Annotated in this window: 20 protein-coding genes; 17 read left to right on the top strand and 3 right to left on the bottom strand. The window is 32.1% G+C overall.

Annotated features, from left to right (window positions below; all coding sequences use genetic code 11):
• Nucleotides 1-111: 111 nt before the first annotated feature.
• On the bottom strand, nucleotides 112-495 hold the full coding sequence (locus Q0Y61_RS06355; protein WP_297813127.1) for a hypothetical protein: 384 nt from the start codon (nucleotides 493-495) through the stop codon (nucleotides 112-114).
• Nucleotides 496-706: 211 nt separating this feature from the next.
• On the opposite strand from Q0Y61_RS06355, the gene Q0Y61_RS06350 reads away from it, so the two are divergent.
• From Q0Y61_RS06350 to Q0Y61_RS06335, 4 genes are all read left to right on the top strand, one after another.
• On the top strand, nucleotides 707-1,936 hold the full coding sequence (locus tag Q0Y61_RS06350) for a hypothetical protein (protein ID WP_297813124.1): 1,230 nt from the start codon (nucleotides 707-709) through the stop codon (nucleotides 1,934-1,936).
• Nucleotides 1,936-2,940 (top strand): hypothetical protein, encoded by a 1,005-nt coding sequence (locus Q0Y61_RS06345; RefSeq protein ID WP_297813121.1) that lies wholly within the window; start codon nucleotides 1,936-1,938, stop codon nucleotides 2,938-2,940. The genes Q0Y61_RS06350 and Q0Y61_RS06345 overlap by 1 nt, the downstream gene beginning before the upstream one ends.
• Nucleotides 2,941-2,962: 22 nt before the next feature.
• Nucleotides 2,963-3,706 (top strand): TrbM/KikA/MpfK family conjugal transfer protein, encoded by a 744-nt coding sequence (locus Q0Y61_RS06340; protein ID WP_297813118.1) that lies wholly within the window; start codon nucleotides 2,963-2,965, stop codon nucleotides 3,704-3,706.
• A 148-nt stretch (nucleotides 3,707-3,854) separates the two neighbouring features.
• On the top strand, nucleotides 3,855-5,183 hold the full coding sequence (locus Q0Y61_RS06335; RefSeq protein WP_297813115.1) for a toprim domain-containing protein: 1,329 nt from the start codon (nucleotides 3,855-3,857) through the stop codon (nucleotides 5,181-5,183).
• Between the two features lie 883 nt (nucleotides 5,184-6,066).
• On the opposite strand, the gene Q0Y61_RS06330 is transcribed toward Q0Y61_RS06335, so the two are convergent.
• Nucleotides 6,067-6,489: a hypothetical protein gene (locus Q0Y61_RS06330; protein ID WP_297813112.1), complete on the bottom strand. Its 423-nt coding sequence runs from the start codon at nucleotides 6,487-6,489 to the stop codon at nucleotides 6,067-6,069.
• 256 nt (nucleotides 6,490-6,745) lie between these two features.
• Here Q0Y61_RS06330 and Q0Y61_RS06325 point away from each other — a divergent pair, with 256 nt between their 5' ends.
• From Q0Y61_RS06325 to Q0Y61_RS06300, 6 genes are read left to right on the top strand one after another with little or no spacing between them, the layout of a single operon-like run.
• A complete protein-coding gene (locus Q0Y61_RS06325; protein ID WP_297813109.1) occupies nucleotides 6,746-7,063 on the top strand; it encodes a hypothetical protein in 318 nt (105 codons plus the stop codon).
• Between the two features lie 10 nt (nucleotides 7,064-7,073).
• Nucleotides 7,074-7,376, top strand: a complete 303-nt coding sequence (locus tag Q0Y61_RS06320; RefSeq protein ID WP_297813106.1) for a hypothetical protein — start codon at nucleotides 7,074-7,076, stop codon at nucleotides 7,374-7,376.
• Nucleotides 7,377-7,390: 14 nt separating this feature from the next.
• The gene (locus Q0Y61_RS06315; protein WP_297813104.1) at nucleotides 7,391-7,639 is read left to right on the top strand and encodes a hypothetical protein; all 249 of its coding nucleotides are present in this window, start codon (nucleotides 7,391-7,393) and stop codon (nucleotides 7,637-7,639) included.
• 13 nt (nucleotides 7,640-7,652) lie between these two features.
• Nucleotides 7,653-8,066 carry a hypothetical protein gene (locus Q0Y61_RS06310; protein ID WP_297813101.1) on the top strand — a complete coding sequence of 138 codons (414 nt, stop codon included), beginning with the start codon at nucleotides 7,653-7,655 and terminating at the stop codon, nucleotides 8,064-8,066.
• Nucleotides 8,048-8,416 (top strand): hypothetical protein, encoded by a 369-nt coding sequence (locus tag Q0Y61_RS06305; protein WP_297813098.1) that lies wholly within the window; start codon nucleotides 8,048-8,050, stop codon nucleotides 8,414-8,416. The genes Q0Y61_RS06310 and Q0Y61_RS06305 overlap by 19 nt, the downstream gene beginning before the upstream one ends.
• A 9-nt stretch (nucleotides 8,417-8,425) precedes the next feature.
• Nucleotides 8,426-9,031 carry a hypothetical protein gene (locus Q0Y61_RS06300; RefSeq protein WP_297813095.1) on the top strand — a complete coding sequence of 202 codons (606 nt, stop codon included), beginning with the start codon at nucleotides 8,426-8,428 and terminating at the stop codon, nucleotides 9,029-9,031.
• Between the two features lie 280 nt (nucleotides 9,032-9,311).
• Here Q0Y61_RS06300 and Q0Y61_RS06295 read toward each other — a convergent pair whose 3' ends face one another.
• Nucleotides 9,312-10,943 (bottom strand): hypothetical protein, encoded by a 1,632-nt coding sequence (locus tag Q0Y61_RS06295; RefSeq protein ID WP_297813092.1) that lies wholly within the window; start codon nucleotides 10,941-10,943, stop codon nucleotides 9,312-9,314.
• A gap of 613 nt (nucleotides 10,944-11,556) precedes the next feature.
• On the opposite strand from Q0Y61_RS06295, the gene Q0Y61_RS06290 reads away from it, so the two are divergent.
• Genes Q0Y61_RS06290 through Q0Y61_RS06260 form a run of 7 tightly spaced genes read left to right on the top strand, consistent with a single transcriptional unit; the run spans nucleotide 11,557 to nucleotide 17,709 of the window.
• Nucleotides 11,557-11,865, top strand: a complete 309-nt coding sequence (locus Q0Y61_RS06290) for a hypothetical protein (RefSeq protein WP_297813089.1) — start codon at nucleotides 11,557-11,559, stop codon at nucleotides 11,863-11,865.
• A 14-nt stretch (nucleotides 11,866-11,879) separates the two neighbouring features.
• Nucleotides 11,880-12,122, top strand: coding sequence for a VirB3 family type IV secretion system protein (locus Q0Y61_RS06285; RefSeq protein ID WP_297813086.1), 243 nt, complete (start codon nucleotides 11,880-11,882; stop codon nucleotides 12,120-12,122).
• Nucleotides 12,123-12,136: 14 nt separating this feature from the next.
• Nucleotides 12,137-14,680, top strand: a complete 2,544-nt coding sequence (locus Q0Y61_RS06280; protein WP_297813083.1) for an ATP-binding protein — start codon at nucleotides 12,137-12,139, stop codon at nucleotides 14,678-14,680.
• A gap of 9 nt (nucleotides 14,681-14,689) precedes the next feature.
• Nucleotides 14,690-14,821: a hypothetical protein gene (locus Q0Y61_RS06275; protein WP_297813080.1), complete on the top strand. Its 132-nt coding sequence runs from the start codon at nucleotides 14,690-14,692 to the stop codon at nucleotides 14,819-14,821.
• 2 nt (nucleotides 14,822-14,823) lie between these two features.
• The gene (locus tag Q0Y61_RS06270) at nucleotides 14,824-15,480 is read left to right on the top strand and encodes a VirB8/TrbF family protein (RefSeq protein ID WP_297813077.1); all 657 of its coding nucleotides are present in this window, start codon (nucleotides 14,824-14,826) and stop codon (nucleotides 15,478-15,480) included.
• A gap of 10 nt (nucleotides 15,481-15,490) precedes the next feature.
• Nucleotides 15,491-16,606 (top strand): TrbG/VirB9 family P-type conjugative transfer protein, encoded by a 1,116-nt coding sequence (locus Q0Y61_RS06265; protein WP_297813074.1) that lies wholly within the window; start codon nucleotides 15,491-15,493, stop codon nucleotides 16,604-16,606.
• A complete protein-coding gene (locus Q0Y61_RS06260) occupies nucleotides 16,603-17,709 on the top strand; it encodes a DNA type IV secretion system protein ComB10 (RefSeq protein ID WP_297813070.1) in 1,107 nt (368 codons plus the stop codon). The genes Q0Y61_RS06265 and Q0Y61_RS06260 overlap by 4 nt, the downstream gene beginning before the upstream one ends.
• Nucleotides 17,710-17,712: the final 3 nt, after the last annotated feature.

Below are 17,712 nucleotides of genomic sequence, written 5' to 3'. Positions count from 1 at the left end.
TAAAGTGTTGGATTTAATGAAGTTTTGTTTTGTGTTGAAAATTATAGTTTTCAAATTTTCATCAAAAATTCCACTTTTTTTATGTATTTTTTAAAAAATAAAATCAACATTTTATTTTAAACTTTCCGCTTCACGATTTGCATATAAATTTATGCGATTTATGGATTTTTTTAAAACTTCAAATTTTTTTACTTCAGCCTCCAAATTATGAATGATACTTTTCAACTTGACATTCTCATCTTTCAATTTTTCGCATTCAAGCATAATGCTACTAGACTTCATCAAACTATCATATTTGCGGGATTTAATTAATGCAATCATCAGCGTCATAACATATTTGGGAAATTTGTTTCCATTGTTACCCCAATTATTTATAGAGTTATAAGGCAGATTCACGAAACGAGCAAAATCTTTTTTCGTATTAAAGCCAGCTTCAGTGATTAAAAGATTAAAACTTTCCTTTGTTAATTCAAATGATTCTATTTCATATTTCATAGAAAATCCTAAATAATTAAATTCTATATCCATTCTTTACATTGCTAAATGTAATAATATAAGATAATATTTTATAATAAACTTAAAATAAGACACTCTACCTATTAAATTTTTAACCTTAAATTCCTCTTTTAATGTATGCTATTTTTTGCATTACTTTTATGATTATGCTATTTTTCATAATACTATAATTTAAAAATAAGGGATAAAAATGCCAACAGAAAATCAAGAAACACCATATTATGAAGACCTTGATTACGAAGCGATTTTGAATGCGGACTATGGATACAGAACAGAACAAACCATTGCGCAAAATGCCAAAGACATTGCAAGGGAACACCACTTAGATGAAACAAATGTGAAAGAGGAATTGGATAGAATCAACCAATCCCAAAAAGAGCAAAAGGAACAAGAGAGCAGAGAAGAAGAAATTAAACTGCAAAAAGAACAAGAAAAAGAAAGAAATCAAGAAATGGAGCAGGCAAGGGAAAAGGAAAGTATTATAGAATCCTCCCTTGAAATTGAAAATGAAAAAGTGCGAGAATCTCTCTCTGTATCTCTTGTAATCCAAGAATCACAAAAAGAGATTCAAAAACTAGAAAAAGAAGCAAGAGAGCGAGAAATCCACAAAGGCAATCCTCATAGCCCTAAAGAAAAAATAGATATTGCACAAAATACAATAACAGAATTAAATCACAACCGCCCATTAGTGAAAGAAGCCATAGAAACAGAGCTTTCAAGAAAAGCCTTTAACGAGGAGATTGACGAATTATTGGCAGAAAAAGAACGCAGAAGCAATCAAGAAATTGGGGAAAACAATAAAAGTGAAAGCATTTCTGATTCTAAACCTCTTAATGCGACAGAACAAACAATGGATTCTAATCCGCAAAAAACAGAGGAGAATAAATTTTCAAATCTAAGCGATGAGGAGTTGCAAGAAAAAATCAAAGAATTAGAAGCAAAACGAGAACAAGAAGAGGAACACCTCAAAGAAATCATCACCCAATTTGAGCCAAAAGATATTGCAGAGCTACTCCAACAACTCTATAAACTAGATAAAGCATTGTCTCAAATTGTAGGAATAGAGGAAGACAAACAATTAGCAGAAAGCGAAAGAAAAATGAGGGAGCTTCAACAACTACTAGAGCAAGATAAGCTAAAAGCCCTCACACAAATTGTCAGCGATATAAGTGATAAATACATTCAACTTCAAGGCGAGAAAGCACAAATGCTAGAATCTAAAAAAGAGTATGAATCACTTAATCAGCTTATGGAAAACAAAGAAAAACCCGAAATCATTAAGGAGAGAATGGAAAAAATCCACAAGCAATTCCCTAACTTCAAAAAAGACTATCCTAACACCACCAAAAGAGCCACAGAATATACAAAGGAATATGAAAAATCTCAACAGCAGCAACAAGAAAAAGGCAGAGGTTTATAATGAAAGACGCAAATCTTAAGAAAAAATGTATTGCATTGATTCTCGTTTCTTATCTCAATGTAGCCAATGGAGCGGGAATTCCTGTGGTAGATGCCACACATTTAAACCAAAGCATTATGGGGTATATCCAAGACGGATTAGCGCAAGCAAAAGATTATGCTTTGCAAATGCAGCAATATACGCAAATGTTAGAAAATGCGCAAAGTTCAGGTGTAAATTTAAAAGATTTTTATGCCATTTATGGCTCGGCGATAGAAATTATAGAAACAAGCATTGACCTTTATCAAGATATTTTAGATTTACCCAATAATGTTTATGGGCGTTTTGAAAAAGCCTATGATACTTGTGTGGCAATAGGAAATTTGCCACAAGCTAAAAATTTAAAAGACGCCCTAGAAAAAGGTAAAAAATTGAAAGGGAGATTCAGTTCTTGCACCACAGCCATTAGCAATTCAGGCGCATTTGCAAAAGATATAGAATCTATCAATAAAGAAATTTTAGAGCTAGAAACACAAAGAGCTAAAATCGGGGATAAAAGTGGTGAAATTACCAAAAAAATATTGGAAAAACACGAGGAAAAAAGACAGCTAGAGCATTTAAAGACGCAAGCAGAATCCGCAATGAAAGAATCCCAATTAACAGACCTTGCCAATCGGTTAGACTATATTGAGGAGACAGAAACAAAACAATACATTAAAGATATGACAAGAATGCAACAACAGCTTAACAATGCCACAACAGACAAAGAGATTGCAGCAGCTACAAATGCATTGCTTTTTTACAATATCCAGCAACAACAAAAAATATATGAGCTACAAAGCAAATATCTTAAGACAGAAGTTGCGGACAAACAAGCAAACTTGCAACCAATCAATGACTATGAAGAGCAAGAAATAGAAGTCAAAAGTTTGCAAGAAATAGACCAAGAATTTGCAGAGCTTGTAGAAAAAGGTAAGAAAGTTCCAAAAGACCCCTTTGGAATCCCAATGATGAGAAAACAATAAACCAAATTATAAGGAGAAAAAGATGAGAAGTTTTTTCGGTATCAAAGACAGCAAAGCTTTAATGTTTTTTGTGTGCAGTGTCATAGCATTACAAGCGCAAGCAGAGGTTAAAATAGAATATTTGAGTGGAGATACAAGGAGTGCTTGTGAAGCTCTACTTTGTCTTTCTAGCCCGAGCAAACCAGCCGAATGCACGCCCGCGTTAAATAAATTATTTTCTATTAAACGCAAAAAGCCAAGCGACACCATTAACGCAAGAAAAGCCTTTTTGAATCTTTGCCCCATAGACAATAGTGATGCAAATCTAAAGTATTATCAAACAAGCATTTTGCCTCTTGTTGATGAGGAATGCACGATTTCTTCTTTAAATGCCAGAATAGAAACCAAAAAAGACGCTTTTAAAGAGATTGTTTGCAAAAAAGATGAAAATGGAATGCAAATTTGCAATCTTGTGGATAAGGCAGGCTTTAGAATCAATCCAAACCTTACAAATTCTTGCAAATTATTAGCAAGTTCGCATTATTCAGATTATAGGTTAAAATACACTTGTAATACTAAGTTCCACACAAAAGAAGAGTGGCAAAGTGGAAAAGAAATTATGAGTGAAATCTCAAAAGCAGAATTTGAAAGTTTGCCTTTAGGGAATAAATTGTCCTTGTCTAAATGGGAAAAAACTAAAGGTGGATTCTTCAATAGCTACTCCCTAGTGTCAAAGTATTATAAAACCCAAGCAATTAATAAGTATTGTTGGATTAATCAAAATTAATCGTAAAGGGATTTATTCCCTTTTATTTAAGTTGTTTAGAATTTAGAATTTATCAAGTTTTTTAAATAATTTTTAAACATTTTAAAATATTTTAATAAAAATTATAAAACATTTAAAATATTTAAAAACATTATAAAAAGGACTAAGAATGACAAGAACACCAAGATTGAATGCAGAAGAAACATTGCAGCTCCCCTTAGACCAAATTCTACTTAATTTAGGATATTTCAAAGACAAAAACAAAAGCTCAAAAAATCACATTAAACTTAAAAACAACAATGGGGACGCTTTAGTCATTTCACGCAATGCAAAGGGCGATTATCTCTATTTTAATCCCTATGATGAAAGCGATAGAGGTAATATCTTTAATTTTTGCAAGAATAGGGGCTTAAAAGTGCAAGATTTACTCCAGCTCCAAAAAGAAACAAATTTACAATGCCATACTTTATCCAAAAACACTGATACAAGAGACAAAGAGATAGAAGAGGTGTTAGCCAAATTTTTAACCTTTAAGAATTTGCAATCGCAAAATCATTTTTCTAGTGATAGGGGAATCAGCAATGCAATCTTGCAGCATTTAATGAATGAAATCAAAATGGACGCAAGGGATAATATTGCGATTCCAACTTATACAATCAAAACCTTACAGACAAACAAACCCAAGCAGGAGCAAACGCAAGAAACCGAGCGAGTGCAGCAAATTTTTTCTAAAACAGGCTACCAGCTCCATTTAAAAAATCCTCTTTTGAAAAACAAAGAGGGGGAGACTTACACAAAGCCTTTGAAGCAAATTTGCTATGGTAAAAAGGGTTTGGAAGTGATAATCTTTTCTAACAGCAAAGAAAAAGAGGAGAGAAGCAAAATCGCAAAAATTATTCTTACAGAATCTAGTATTGATTCTTTAAGTCTCTTTGAAAAGCTCAATAATGAGAGATTAAATAAGATGAATACTATTCCAAACACGCTGATTCTTTCTACTAATGGCACAATCACAGAAAGTCAATTAGAAGCTTTGCAGTATCTTGATGAAAGATTTCCCAATGCTAAGGTATTTTTAGGATTTGATAAGGATAAAGCAGGGGAGAAAAACACACAAAAGACACAAGAATGCTTTAAAAATGCAGAAGTGAATGTGATAAAGCCCTATTGCAAGGATTTCAACGAAGATTTAATTCTCTCTAAAGTCTTAGAAGTAGATATAAATGCCATAACAGAGGAGAATATTCAACAATCCTTAAAAGATTTCAATGAAAATCTAGCCTTTTTCAACAGAGGAGAAGAGTTTATCTATGAGCATTTAAAACAACAATCTTTTCAACAAGGAGTTCAAATTGCTTCAAGAATCTACTACGCTCTTAATCAAAATCATTTAGAAATTCCTCAAGAGCTAAAACAATCTATGGAAAAAAACTTAGCGACTTTTAATCAAAAACTTCTTGCGTTTGAGGAAAAAATGGAAAGAAATTTAAAAAACTAGAGATTCTTATTTTTCAAAAACTTTAAATGGCTTTAATCTTTAATTATTCCAATATAAAAATTAAGCTCTAAAATAGCCTTAAATCATTCAAAAAGATTAAAACAATAAAAAATATTAACTTTGATATTTTTTCTAATCCTATGCCTCCTTATACCACTTAACACTTAAAATGGTGTTTATTGTTTATTTGTATTTATTTATAAAACTATCTTATTTCTTATTCTTTTAAATCTTATTCTTCTTATTCTTTAATCTCTCTCTTTTTCCCTTTTTATATTCCCTTATAATATACAGAGCTAAAAAATAATTTTAAAAAACACAATAATGAGAATGAAAAAATACACTGCCATATTCTAATTTTAAATGCTTATGAGAATAATGAGAATCCAGATTTAAAACGCAAAATCAAAAACATATTTTTGCGAAAATCGCAATTTTGGAAGTTTAAAAAATGTCGGAAAAATGGTTTATTGAAGTTTTGAAATCAAAAACATATTTTTGCGGAAAATTCATCATTAAACCATATACAAAATAATCATTAAAGATAAATTAAATCAAAAGAAATTCATTAAAATTAATCCAGCAAGTCTTAAGAATCTCTCAAAAATGATACAATTTTCTACAAAATAATCATTGACGCCTTGACTTTTCATTCTCATTATTATCTTTGAAAAATCAGAGCAGAAAGCCATATTTTAAGCTTGCTTTCAATAAAAAAATTAAAATGCGGTTAAAATTTTGTGTGAAAGTTCGCATTTAAAGCCATTACTGCCAAATCGTCTTTTTACATTTAAAAATATTTTAAGCAAATTAATTGCCTTTAAACTCCCAATTTAACGCAATTTTATTTCAAGATTTTTCCGCAAAAATATGTTTTTGATTTTTAGAGCTGAATCTCTAGCCTTTTAAATTTCTCTGCATAATCATAAGCGTTTAGCCAATTTTCTACCCAAAGAGGTGTGGGATACTTACAATCCCAATGACTTAAATTAGCATATCTTACTCCCGCCATTTCGCTGAAATTTTTGCGTGTTAAATGCAATTCTTTCAATCTCTCATCAAAGTCTTTCCTTGTGAAGTTGCTGCCCTTGCTTTCCCTAATTTTTATATTTTTGATTTCCAAGATTTTTTCATATATTTGGGCAGTTTTGTAAAGTTCTAACCAAGAAATCGCATATTGCGGAATAGGAGTTTTTGTTCCCCAATTATTGTTAAAAGTCATATAGTTGATACCGAGCTTTTCACAGAATCTTTTGCGTGTCAAATTTAGCCCTTCTAATACTTCGTCTAGCTCTTGTTTTGTCATAATTTCTCCTTATTGCCCCGCCTTTATCAAGGTTAAAGGCGGAAAAATGAGCCTTAAAGTCTCATTTTCGTTGGTATTAGAGCAGGGGGACACCCCCCGCAACGCCCCCCTAAAAAAGGGAGAAAAGTTTGTAGGTGGGATTATAGCAGAAAAATTTTAAAAAATACTTTTTTTATTGTAAAAATATATTAAAAAACTTGATTTTTTAGTTTTTTTATTGTATAATTACAACATAAATTAAAGAAAGGTTGTAAAAATGGAAACAGGATATAAAAGAGCTTCAAGAAAAGCAGTTACAATTTTAGCCGAATCTTTGGGATTAAGTTTTTACTACACTCCCAAAAAGGGCTTTTTCATCTACAAGGATTTAAGCACGACAAGCCAAACAAGGTGCAAAATTCTTTTTAAAAGCAAGATTTTACGCAACATTAGAGGGTTTTTGCTAGAGCTTAAACAACAAAAAGAACATAAGGCGCGAATGGCTTTTATTAAAGAGAATTTGGAGAGGCGCAATATTGCGCTAAATAAAGGGCAGAATGTAGAATCACACTTCCAGCCCTCTTTTTGCTTGTAGGGGGTGGCAAATGGAATGGATAAATTTTGAGGATATGCCAGATTTTATTGCAGAAATAGAAAGCATTTTAGAAAGAGAGGGTTTAAGTGTAAGTGAGGAGGAAGTATGGGAAGTTGCAAGGGTATTCCCTTGTGTTCCTTTGTTTCAAAATATTTATATTGAATTGGTTTTTATGCGTTTAGAGAGTTTGTGCGAATCATATAATCTTTCTTGTAATTATCAAGTGAATTGCCTTGCAAGTTCTTTTAGCATAGAGGGCGAGGAATTTTACACAAAATACGATTATTACGACAGAATCCGCGAAAGTGCGTAAGGGGGGTGTTATAAATGAAAAAGTTTAATAGTTATATGGAAGCTCTGCAAGACGCTTATAACGAGTTAATGAGTGCGCCAGACCCTTTGCATTATGAGACAAAAGAGCGTGAATGGGACGGGTGCATTTTTTATCTAAAGCTATATACAGACGGAGCATTGGGGAAATGGTATCACAATAAAGGCTATAAAAATTTTAGTAACATTGAGATACACCCCGATAATGTGACAGAACTTAAGGCTAATTTTAAGGCACAAGAATAAGAAAGGGGTAAAAATGGTTACAAAACAAGAAGCTTTGCGGGAATTGGTTTTTGATTCCTTGCAAGAGCTAAAGGCGTTTGTGCAACGCATTGAGTTAAGAAGATTGAAAAAAGGGAGCGAAAAGAAAGTTTGCGTGATTGTTTTCTTTAACTTTTTTGCCTTGCAAGAATGGAATGTAAAAGAAGCTTCCATTTTGGGCAGAATGCGGGAATTTTATCTACAAAGAGGGCTTAAAGAAATTGTCGTGTTTCATCAAGTTATAGCAGAAGCGCAGGGGCAAAACCGATTCTATAAAGAGCGTTCCAAAGGAGAGTTTGAAATTTTGTCAAACACGCCAGAGATTCGGGAGATTTTTGAAAAGATTAAGGTTGCCATTAAAGAAAATTTAAATTTAGAAAAGGAGATAAAATGTTTCAAGAAAAGGTAATTAAATCCAGAAATTTAAGAATATGGGATTTTAAAAAACAAGCTTATTTAAGCAGGGCAAGCGGTAAGTTTATAGATTCCATAGAATTAGATTCACAAAAATATCAAGTGGAGGAGTTTTTGGGATTGGATTCTAAAGGAAATGCGGTTTATAGTTATGATTTTGTGGTATCTGATAATGACCCTAGCGATAAAATGGTGCTTTTTAGAGAATATGGCATAAATTACGCTATGGATTGGGGCGTTAAGGGTATAAAAAATGGTGAGGGCAGACGATATAGGATTGATTTACCTTATCTTTTGCGCCATTTTCACAAAGTAGGCAATAGCCACAATCCAAAAGATAGATAGGGGGAGAAAATGGTATGCGGTGATTCCCCTTTATTTTCAAAAGAATTGCGAAAGCGATTCTTTGAAATTAAGCAAAATTATAACAAAGCTCAAAATGCGTTTTCAAAAGATGATTACAAGCATTTCAATGGTTATTTTAGCAATCTTTTAAAAGGCTTGTATCGTTTAGCCAAGAATCCAGAGTTTAAGCATAGTCTGATAAGATTTAGAAAAGCTTATTTTAACCCCTTGCAAACTGAAGGGGGCGTTTATGGCGCAGGGCTTTCTTATAAGGCTAAGATTTGGGGTAAGGGCAAAAATAAAGAAATGGCAGTTAAGGGGGATATGCCCAGCGATACACAGCTTAAAAAAGAGCTAAAATTATCAAAATTGGAGCAAGAAAGATTAGTGAAAAAATTGTTTGTGGATATAGGCTTGAATCCTGAAGCTTATCATATCGTAGCGTTAAGAATTTGGTTTGAAAATTTTATGCAGGGAATGGATAAAAATGGGACTTTTAACGCCTTGCAGTATGACGAATCCTTAAGACCTTATAAAAAGAATAGGATTCTAAGAAGCGATACAATTACACAAGCCAAAGCAAAAATACAATTAGTTAATAAAAGTTGTGGGTAAATTTAGAGAAAACCTCTAAAATAGGGCTTAAGTAAGGATATTTAAAGCAAAAAATTTGTATAATTCTTGTGGATTTAAGGTATCGGCTTTCTTAAAAAGGAGGGCGATATGGCAGAAGTTATAATTGCTATGTTAATTATGCTTTTGCTTATCCTAGCTGTGAAAGGCTAGAGGTAAGCAACATTCTTAAATTTCAGTTTTAATTTTATGCCACTTCCGCTTATAAAAGCCTTAAATCCCTTGCAATTCTAAAGCCACTTAAGCGGGAGTGGTTTTAGTCTTAAAGGGAACACGAAAAATCCTCTTTAGCGTTTGAAATACTTTTAGAAATTGTTTGATTCATTTCTCTTGTTGTTTGGCGTGGAGATTTATTTTTAATCTTTTGCTCTAGCTCTCTTAAAAATTCTGTATTATTTTTTTCTAAATGCTTAGAGAGTGTAGAAAATTCTTTGAAATTAAAAGATGAGATTTCTCGCTTATTTTTTAGATATTTTTCTAAAAAAAGGTATTTTTGCTCCAAATTTTTATCTATAAAAGCAATGTTTTGATTGATTTTGTCCAAATAGGAAATATGCACTTCACCTCTAATTGCCATTATGGAACATTTTACAAGAATTTTTTGCATTTCTAAGAGTTTAAAAGCATTGATTTTTTCTCCAAAGATTGCAGAATGTTTTAGATTGGTTTTGATATAGTCTAAAGTGAAATCTTTTGTGGATTCTTTTTGCAAAGCTATCTCTTTTTCAAAAAGATTAAGAAGAACTTGCTGTTTTTTGGGGAGATTCTTTCTTTTAAAATTATTTTTCAGAAATTCTAAATACTGCTCTTTCTCAAAAAGAGAAGCCCAATCATTAGAGAAGCTTTTGTTTGACTCCATATAATTGTCAGTTACATTTTTATCTCGCTTGAGCTTTGAAATTTCGGCGTCTATGTCCTTGTAATTGTTGCAAAAGAATTTAAATTTTTCATTTAAATTTTTTACTTCCTTGAATTGTTTGAAGTAGATTTTGTTGTTATTCATTTGATTTTTTAAAGCCTCTACAATGAGATTCTTTTTTTCTACTCTCAAATCCCAAATAAGTTTTCTTAAAGCTAATCTTTTTTTCTCTAAGTTATTGATTTTCTTTTCTAAGGAAGTGCGCTTGGATTCTAAAACATTGAGCAAAGAAATTTTAGAATTTAAGTTGATATTTTCTAAGTCTTTTAAATGTTTCTCTAAATCATTTTCTAGCTTCATTGTATTTTTATAATTGTAACCTCTTTGGTTTAAAGCAGTTGCAAAATCATTGCGCAAATTATTAAAGAAATATCTGATTTCCTCTCTATCTTTGAAGTGAAGTTTTTTATCTGTGATTTGGTTTCTTTTATTAAGTAGAATATGAATGTGGGGATTGTTTTGATGAAAATGCGGAACAAAAACAAAATCATTAAAGGGGAGATTCTTTTTGATAACTTCACACGCGCTTTGAATCAAATAAGAACGACTAACAAAAGTGTCTTGCTCTTTAATGCTAAAAACCAAATGCCACACATCTTTTGAATTGGCATTTGTGCCAAAATCTTTTTCCCATTTTTTTATGACTTCGGGTGTAGTTAATTCGTTATTTTCCCTATCATAGCAGTTGAATTTTTCACTATGCCTAATGCAGTAATTGAGTGCGTTTGTGAATCCATTTTTGTTTAAGTTTGAAATATTTTTCACCACCACTTGCTTTTGTGCATAGGAGGAAGAGGAATCTCCCTTGACATTTTTGAACAAATAGATAAAGTGATTTTGTGGATAGCTTTCTATCCCTTTTTTGCTAGATTGTTGTTTTACTTTCTTTGCTCTAATTTCCTCAAAATCAAAAAATAAAGCTTTATTTTTCTGCTTTTTAAACTCTCTAAAAGTTGGAAAATAGTTCAAAGCCAAAACAAGAATCCTTTTAAATAATTTGCTAATAAATTATAGCATAAAAATAAATTTTTAAAAGAAATTCTATAAACTCTAAGCACAGAAAAAAGAGGCTAAAAGCAATTATTGCAATATATTTTGCAGGATAACCCTCTAATGTATGCTTTTTTATAAAAAAAGTCTTTATAAATCCCTATAAATAGGGGATTTTATAAAGAGATTTTTTGCAAAAATGAAGTTTTTAGAAAAAGTAAAGAAATCTATTGGAAGTTTCTTTGAAAAAAGTTTTGAAATTTTGTTGCAATATTTTTTAAATCCCAGAGCAATATTTTTTAAGGATTCTCATAAAAGATTTTAAGGCTCATTGTCTAAGAAATTAAAATTTTTGTTAAATTTTATTTGCGGAATTTGTCATATTTTTTAAACCTCTTGTAACTATCTCTTATTGAATCTTACAACGCAATACTTTTTAAAGCTTCTTGTAACATTTTAAAAATATTTTAAGCAAAGCAATAGCCTTTAAACCCCTAATTTATAGCATTCTGTTTTAAGATTTTTCCGCAAAAATATGTTTTTGATAATGTTAAAAATCTTACTAAGATTCCATAAATTTTTCAAAAAAGGAGCATAAATGCTTAAAAGTTTTTTACAAAAAATTTCGTTTTTATTGTTTGTGAGTTTGCCTATGTTGGTTTTTGGTGCAAATGAAAGCGCACTTGGAAAATTCAAAGGTGAATTTGAAACACAAATTACAAGCACCGCGAGTGATATTGCTTCTATGGTAAATACTTTTGCAAGTGTGATTGGAATTTTGTGGCTTGTGATTCTGCTTATCATTGTAATGTTTAACAAAGAAAGAATGATGGAACATATCAAAGGCATTATCGCAGTTTCTGTAATTTTAGGAATTGTTTGGGGAATCTCTAAATCCCTAATTTAATCAAAGAATGAGCAATGTTAAATTCATTTTGTTACAGAGAATTAACTAAAAAGCCCAAAGCAAAAGGCTTAAGTATTACCTCTTGGACTATTTGGGCTTTTGCAAGTTTCATTCTTTGGTTTTTATTCCAACTTTATGCGATTCCTGTTGCTATTGTTATTTTGGCATTCCTCTACACTTTAGAATTTTTTGATGAGGATATTTACGATGTTATTCAAATGCGTTTTAAAATCAAATCAAAAAAATATTTTGCATAAACAAAGGTAAAAATATGTCTTTTTTTCAAAAATTTTTTCAAAAAAGTAAGCGACAAGAAAAGCCTCCTAAAGATTCGTCAAAAACTGAATTGTTTTCTTTGGTAAATAAAATTTTAAAAGACGGAGATAGTATTTTTACGATTCTGCAACCCAAAATTTTTTCTATGGCTTTAGAAAATAATATTGCGCAAAAATACAATGAGGAAATTATTGTAACAAGCGACAAAAATTTGTGTCTGGGATTTGAGTTATTCGGTTATAGTTATTCTGCAATCACACCAGAGGAGGAGCTTTCATTAAGCGAAGCAAGAAATCGCTTTTTTACTTCTTTAGGAGACGATGTGGCAGTAAGTATCGTCTGCAAAAAAGAAAAAATTATTTTGGACTATATTAAGCCCGAAATTAAAAATCCTTACGCAAAAGAAATTATAGATAAATGGGAAAATTTGCGTGAAGCTTATCAAATTGTCTATTATTTTATAATCTCCACTAAAAGCAAAGCCATTTTGGGAGAATTGAATAAATTTAAAGACAAATTTACTAAGGAAAAAGAGGAGGGGAATGGGATTTCTACCATAGAATTAGATAGAATCCAAAAACAAACAAAATCTATTAACTATGGCTTAGACCAAAAAGCAAATACACTAGAGGCTATTAAGCAAATTGTCAAGAATACTCTTAACGAATTTAAGCCCCGAGTGTTAAGCTCTGATGAGCTGATTAACTTCTTTGCGACCTATGCAAATAGCAGTAAAACAAACTTAAAATATAGCTATGAGCTTTTAACAGATTGCTATATTACAAGCGATGTAGAATTTAAAAAAGATTATATGATTTTTCATACAAACAAAGCGAATCATACGATTCTAACAGATGAAAATAATAATCCGCTAGAGCCTGCACAAACAAGTGAAAAAATCTATGCAAAATTTATTAGCGTAAAAGCCTATGAAACAGAAAATATTTCAAGCAATATAAGCACTGCGGTGTTAAGAGAGAATACAGAATATAGCATTTTTACTAATTGTGAAGTTGTGCCAAAAGAAAAGGCTTTAAAGCATATCAAAGATAAAGCGGTTTTTGCGGTGCAAGAAGCCAAAGAAATGCTAGAAGCGTTAGACCGAGACATACGAAGCGACAGAGAAAAACTCTTAGAAACAAGCTATTCCATTCTAATTCACGCTTTAAGCTTAGAAGAACTAAATGAGAAAGCTAATCGTCTTAAAGGCGTGCTAGAGAATCAATATTTAGCAATGATTGCCGAAACACTAAATCTTGCTCCTTTATTTTTCTCTTTCTTTCCAAGCAGAAGCAATTTGAATGCAAGAAAGAGAAGCTTGCAAAGTTCCAATCTAGCCACGATGATAAATTTAGAAAATGATATTTTAGGATTCAATAAAAATCGTTGGGGGAATGCACCTATTACGATTTTTAGGCATTTAAGTGGAAGCCCCTACTTTTTTAATTTTCACGCAACAAGCGGCAAAGAAGCTAGCGGGCATACAATGATTATTGGGGGAACAGGAACAGGAAAGACTGCCTTAACGCAATTCCTAATGGCAAATCTTTTCAAATATGATATTAATATTTTTGCAATGGATAAAATGCGCGGTATGCACAATTTTGCAAAATATGTGGGCGGGGAATATCACGATTTAGACGATGAATCGGGATTCAAACTCAATCCTTTTTCTTTGGCTAGAACGACTGAAAATTCCAACTTTTTAAGAGCGTGGCTAGCAATGATGATAGGGATTGATAAGAACGATATTCAAGCGATTAATAACATACAAGATACGCTCAAAAGGCTAGAAATGGTAGAGCAACCAAATTTTAAAGAGTTTCATAACTCCCTTGAAACACAGAACGACCCTAGCAAATTGGATTTAAAAATGGCATACCAACCCTTTTTGGATTCCATTTTCAATCATCAAGAGGACGCACTAAACTTTAAAGAACAGCTCTCTATTTTGAATATGGACGCAATTATTAAGGATAAAACACTAGCAGGACTTATGGCATTTTACATTTTCCATAAACTCTCCAATAATGCCAAAGCCACAAATAAAGGATTCTTTGTTTTTGTTGATGAATTGAAAGATTATCTAAATAATGAGATTATGCGCGAAAAACTACTAGAAGCGATTTTGGAAGTGCGAAAAATTAATGGTGTGGTAATGGTAGCCACACAAGATATTGGATTTTTCAAAGAAATTCCCAAAGGTAGTTCCTTTATTAACAATATGGTAAATTTTTTAATTTATCCCACAAAAAACGAACAAACCTTAGAAGATTTACGCACAATGGCAAATTTGACAGGTAATGAAATTTCATTTTTAAACAAAACGAATCCAACCGAACGCAAAATTCTACTAAAAAGAGGGGATTATTCCGCTATTTTAGATGTGAATTTGTCAAGGTTGCAAGGACATTTAAATGTCTTTAGTTCAGACGCGGGAGATGTCAAGAATCTTAAAGCATTGAAAAGAGCCTATGGGGAAAAAGAGTGGCGAGAGCTATATATAAGAGGGCATAGAATGCCCGATGAGGATTATTAAGGAGAAAGAATGAAAAAGATTTTGATTTTAAGTTTGGTAATTGTAGGTGTAACTTTTAGTTCTTGTAGCAGCAAACACGCCATTAAAAGAAGTCCTTGCGCTTGTTATGATGTCGCAGTCTTACAAAAAGATAGAGGCTAGAGATGATAAATTTAAAAGACCCAAATTATATTTTTCAATTAGAAAAAAATATTACAAAAATCCTATTTATTCTAGTTGTGATTCTAAGCGGATTGTTGTTTTTAGCCCTTTTTACACTTGCGATTCTAATGCCACTAAAAGAAACAAAACCTTATTTAGTTTTCTTTTCAGAGCCACAAGGAAGTTTTTTTAGAATAGAAACGCAAGGTTTTAATGTGCGTAACGACATTGCGCTTTTGAAATCGCTTTTAGCAGGTTATGTGATTAAGCGAGAAACAATCAACCGCATTGATGATGATATGCGTTACAGAGAAGTAGCACTACAAAGCGAAAATAAAGTTTATAAAATATTTCAACAAGCAGTAACTCAAAGTGGTTCAATTTATCAAACAAGGAATCTTTACCGAGAAATTGAAATCATCAATAGCCAAATTCTAAGCCAAGATGTCGCAACCGTAGAATTTATTGCAAAAGAAAGACAAGGCGAGTTACAAACAGGCTACCAACGCTACAAGGCTACACTTAAATTTGGATTTGAACCAAAAGAGATTAGAGAAAATGCGATTCCATTAAATCCAACAGGATTTATCGTCTATGAATATGCCTTAAGTAAAGTCAATATTGAAAAAGACGGAACAATGAAAGCTATTGCGCAATAAAGGGTAAAAAATGAAAAAATCTATCGCAACAATCACTATTAATAGCTTGCTTTTTTGCAATATCTTGTTAGCAAATGACCCAAATGCTTTAAACCAACCCGAAATAGAAGCTATTATACAAGAGCGACAAGAGGAAGTGGATAGAATAATGGCAACAAGGCAACAAAGCGGAGAATCTTTGTTTGCACAAAAGCCTACCACAGAGGATAAGAATAAATATATTTCCAATAATGTAAGCATTCATAGCAATCAAGAGAGCTATACTCCACCAATGCAATACGAACAACCGCAATCATATCCACAAGAAATTCCAGCTTACACTGAAGAGCAGTTACTCTTAATGAAACAGGCAATAAGAAATAAAGATTTAAGGGCAGTGCAAAAAAAGTTTTTAGAAAAGAAATATACAGGATTTGAGAATACAATACAAATCCCTTATGAAGAGAACAAAACACAAAAAATCCGCACACGCTTCACAATGGCTACCACTATCATTTTTGAAAGTGAGGTAGAAAGCTATATTTTGGGCGACCAAAGCGGATATAAGGTAGAAGAAATACCCAATATGCCCAATGCCATTAGTGTAAAACCTTTTTTAATCGGCATTGATACAAATCTAACGATTTTCACAAGAGACAAAAAAATCCATAATTTTTTCCTCTATTCCACCGATTATAAAAATAAGGAATTGCCGAACTTGCTTGTTAAGATTCTTGATGATGAGAGCAGAATTTTAACGCAAGAGCAAATGGAGGAAGAAGCTAGAAAATACTTTGTAATTAAAGAAGGAATCGCAGAAATTAAAGTGGAAAGAGAACAAATGAATTTCTCTTACAGCAAAAAAGCAAAAAAATACAATGAATGGCTCATTCCTAGCGAAGTTTTTAGTGATGACACTTTTACTTACTTCAAATATGAAAAAAAGAACAATGGCAAGATTCCAGCAGTTTTTGCAGTTATTGACAAGTATGATACACCTGTGGAAACAAAAGTCATCGGCGATTGGATTATCGCAGAGACTAGAAACGATAAATGGACAATTTGGAGTGGAGAATCTTATGTCTGTATTGAAAAAATAGACAACAAAGATAAAGAAAAATCAAAAGAACAAAAGGCTCAAAAATGAAAAAGCTTCCATTTATTGCCTTAACTCTTTCTCCATTTTTTGCTTTAGCAAATCCTAGCGAAAATATTTTAAAAGACGAAAAGGCAATTCATCAACAAAGCTTAGATTATCTCTTTGATTCTAAATTTCCATTAGATGATTATACTTATAAGAAAAAGGCAAATCCTAACAATATTGTAGAGTTTGAAAAAAACAATGAAATTAAAACTACAATAGATAAGGAATCAGAACTTAGAGCCAAAGAAGAAGAGTTTGAAAGAAAAATAGCAGAAATTCAAAAGAAAGCAGAAACAAAACAAGAGAAGTTAGCTCCACAGCAATCTACTAAAAAGAAAGTAAATCTTACACCGCAACAAAGAATGGATATTTTATTGCGTGATTCTATTCTTGCAGAAAGAGGCAATCAAGAAATTTATTTCTCACGAGGTGCTAATCCTTATGGAGTAGATTCTTTTTCTAATCAAGAAAATATTGACAATGCAACTAATGAACACAAGCTCTTTAGAATGGTAAGGGCAGGGCGACTAATCCCAGCTACTTTAACCACAGCAATTTCAAGCGACTTAGCAGGGATTGTCAGTGCGCAGATTGAAGAGGACATTTATGCCACAATGGGCAGAGCGGTAATGATTCCAAGAGGCAGTAAGGCGATTGGTTATTATCAGAGCAGCAGTGAAATCACAGGACACGCAAGATTGCAAATAGAATGGAGAGAAATCATCACTCCTCAAGGCGTGAATATCTTACTTACTGACGCTAAGACTTCAGATTCTATGGGCAGAAGCGGGGTAGAGGGTGATTTAAATAATAGAATGTGGCAACGCTTTGGGATTCCTTACACGCTCTCAACTCTTACTAATGTATTGCTACTATCCATTGCTACGCGCGATAACAATAGCAATTCTAATCAATACAGCGATTCTATTTATAGTCAAACCCAAACCGATTTAAGTGCAATCGTGCAAGAAATCTTAGCACAGCAAAAAACAATTAAACCCGTTGTAGAAATTAAAGCAGGAAGTAGAATTTTTATTGTGCCAACGCACCACATTTGGTTTCCAAAACCTAAGAAAAATGAAATTATGACGCAATATTTTAAATAAGGA

It is taken from the genome of uncultured Helicobacter sp. (genome assembly GCF_947367035.1).
Classification (GTDB): domain Bacteria; phylum Campylobacterota; class Campylobacteria; order Campylobacterales; family Helicobacteraceae; genus Helicobacter_D.
The sequence above is the reverse complement of the archived record's forward strand: the minus strand, read 5'-3'. Positions and strand labels throughout refer to the sequence as shown.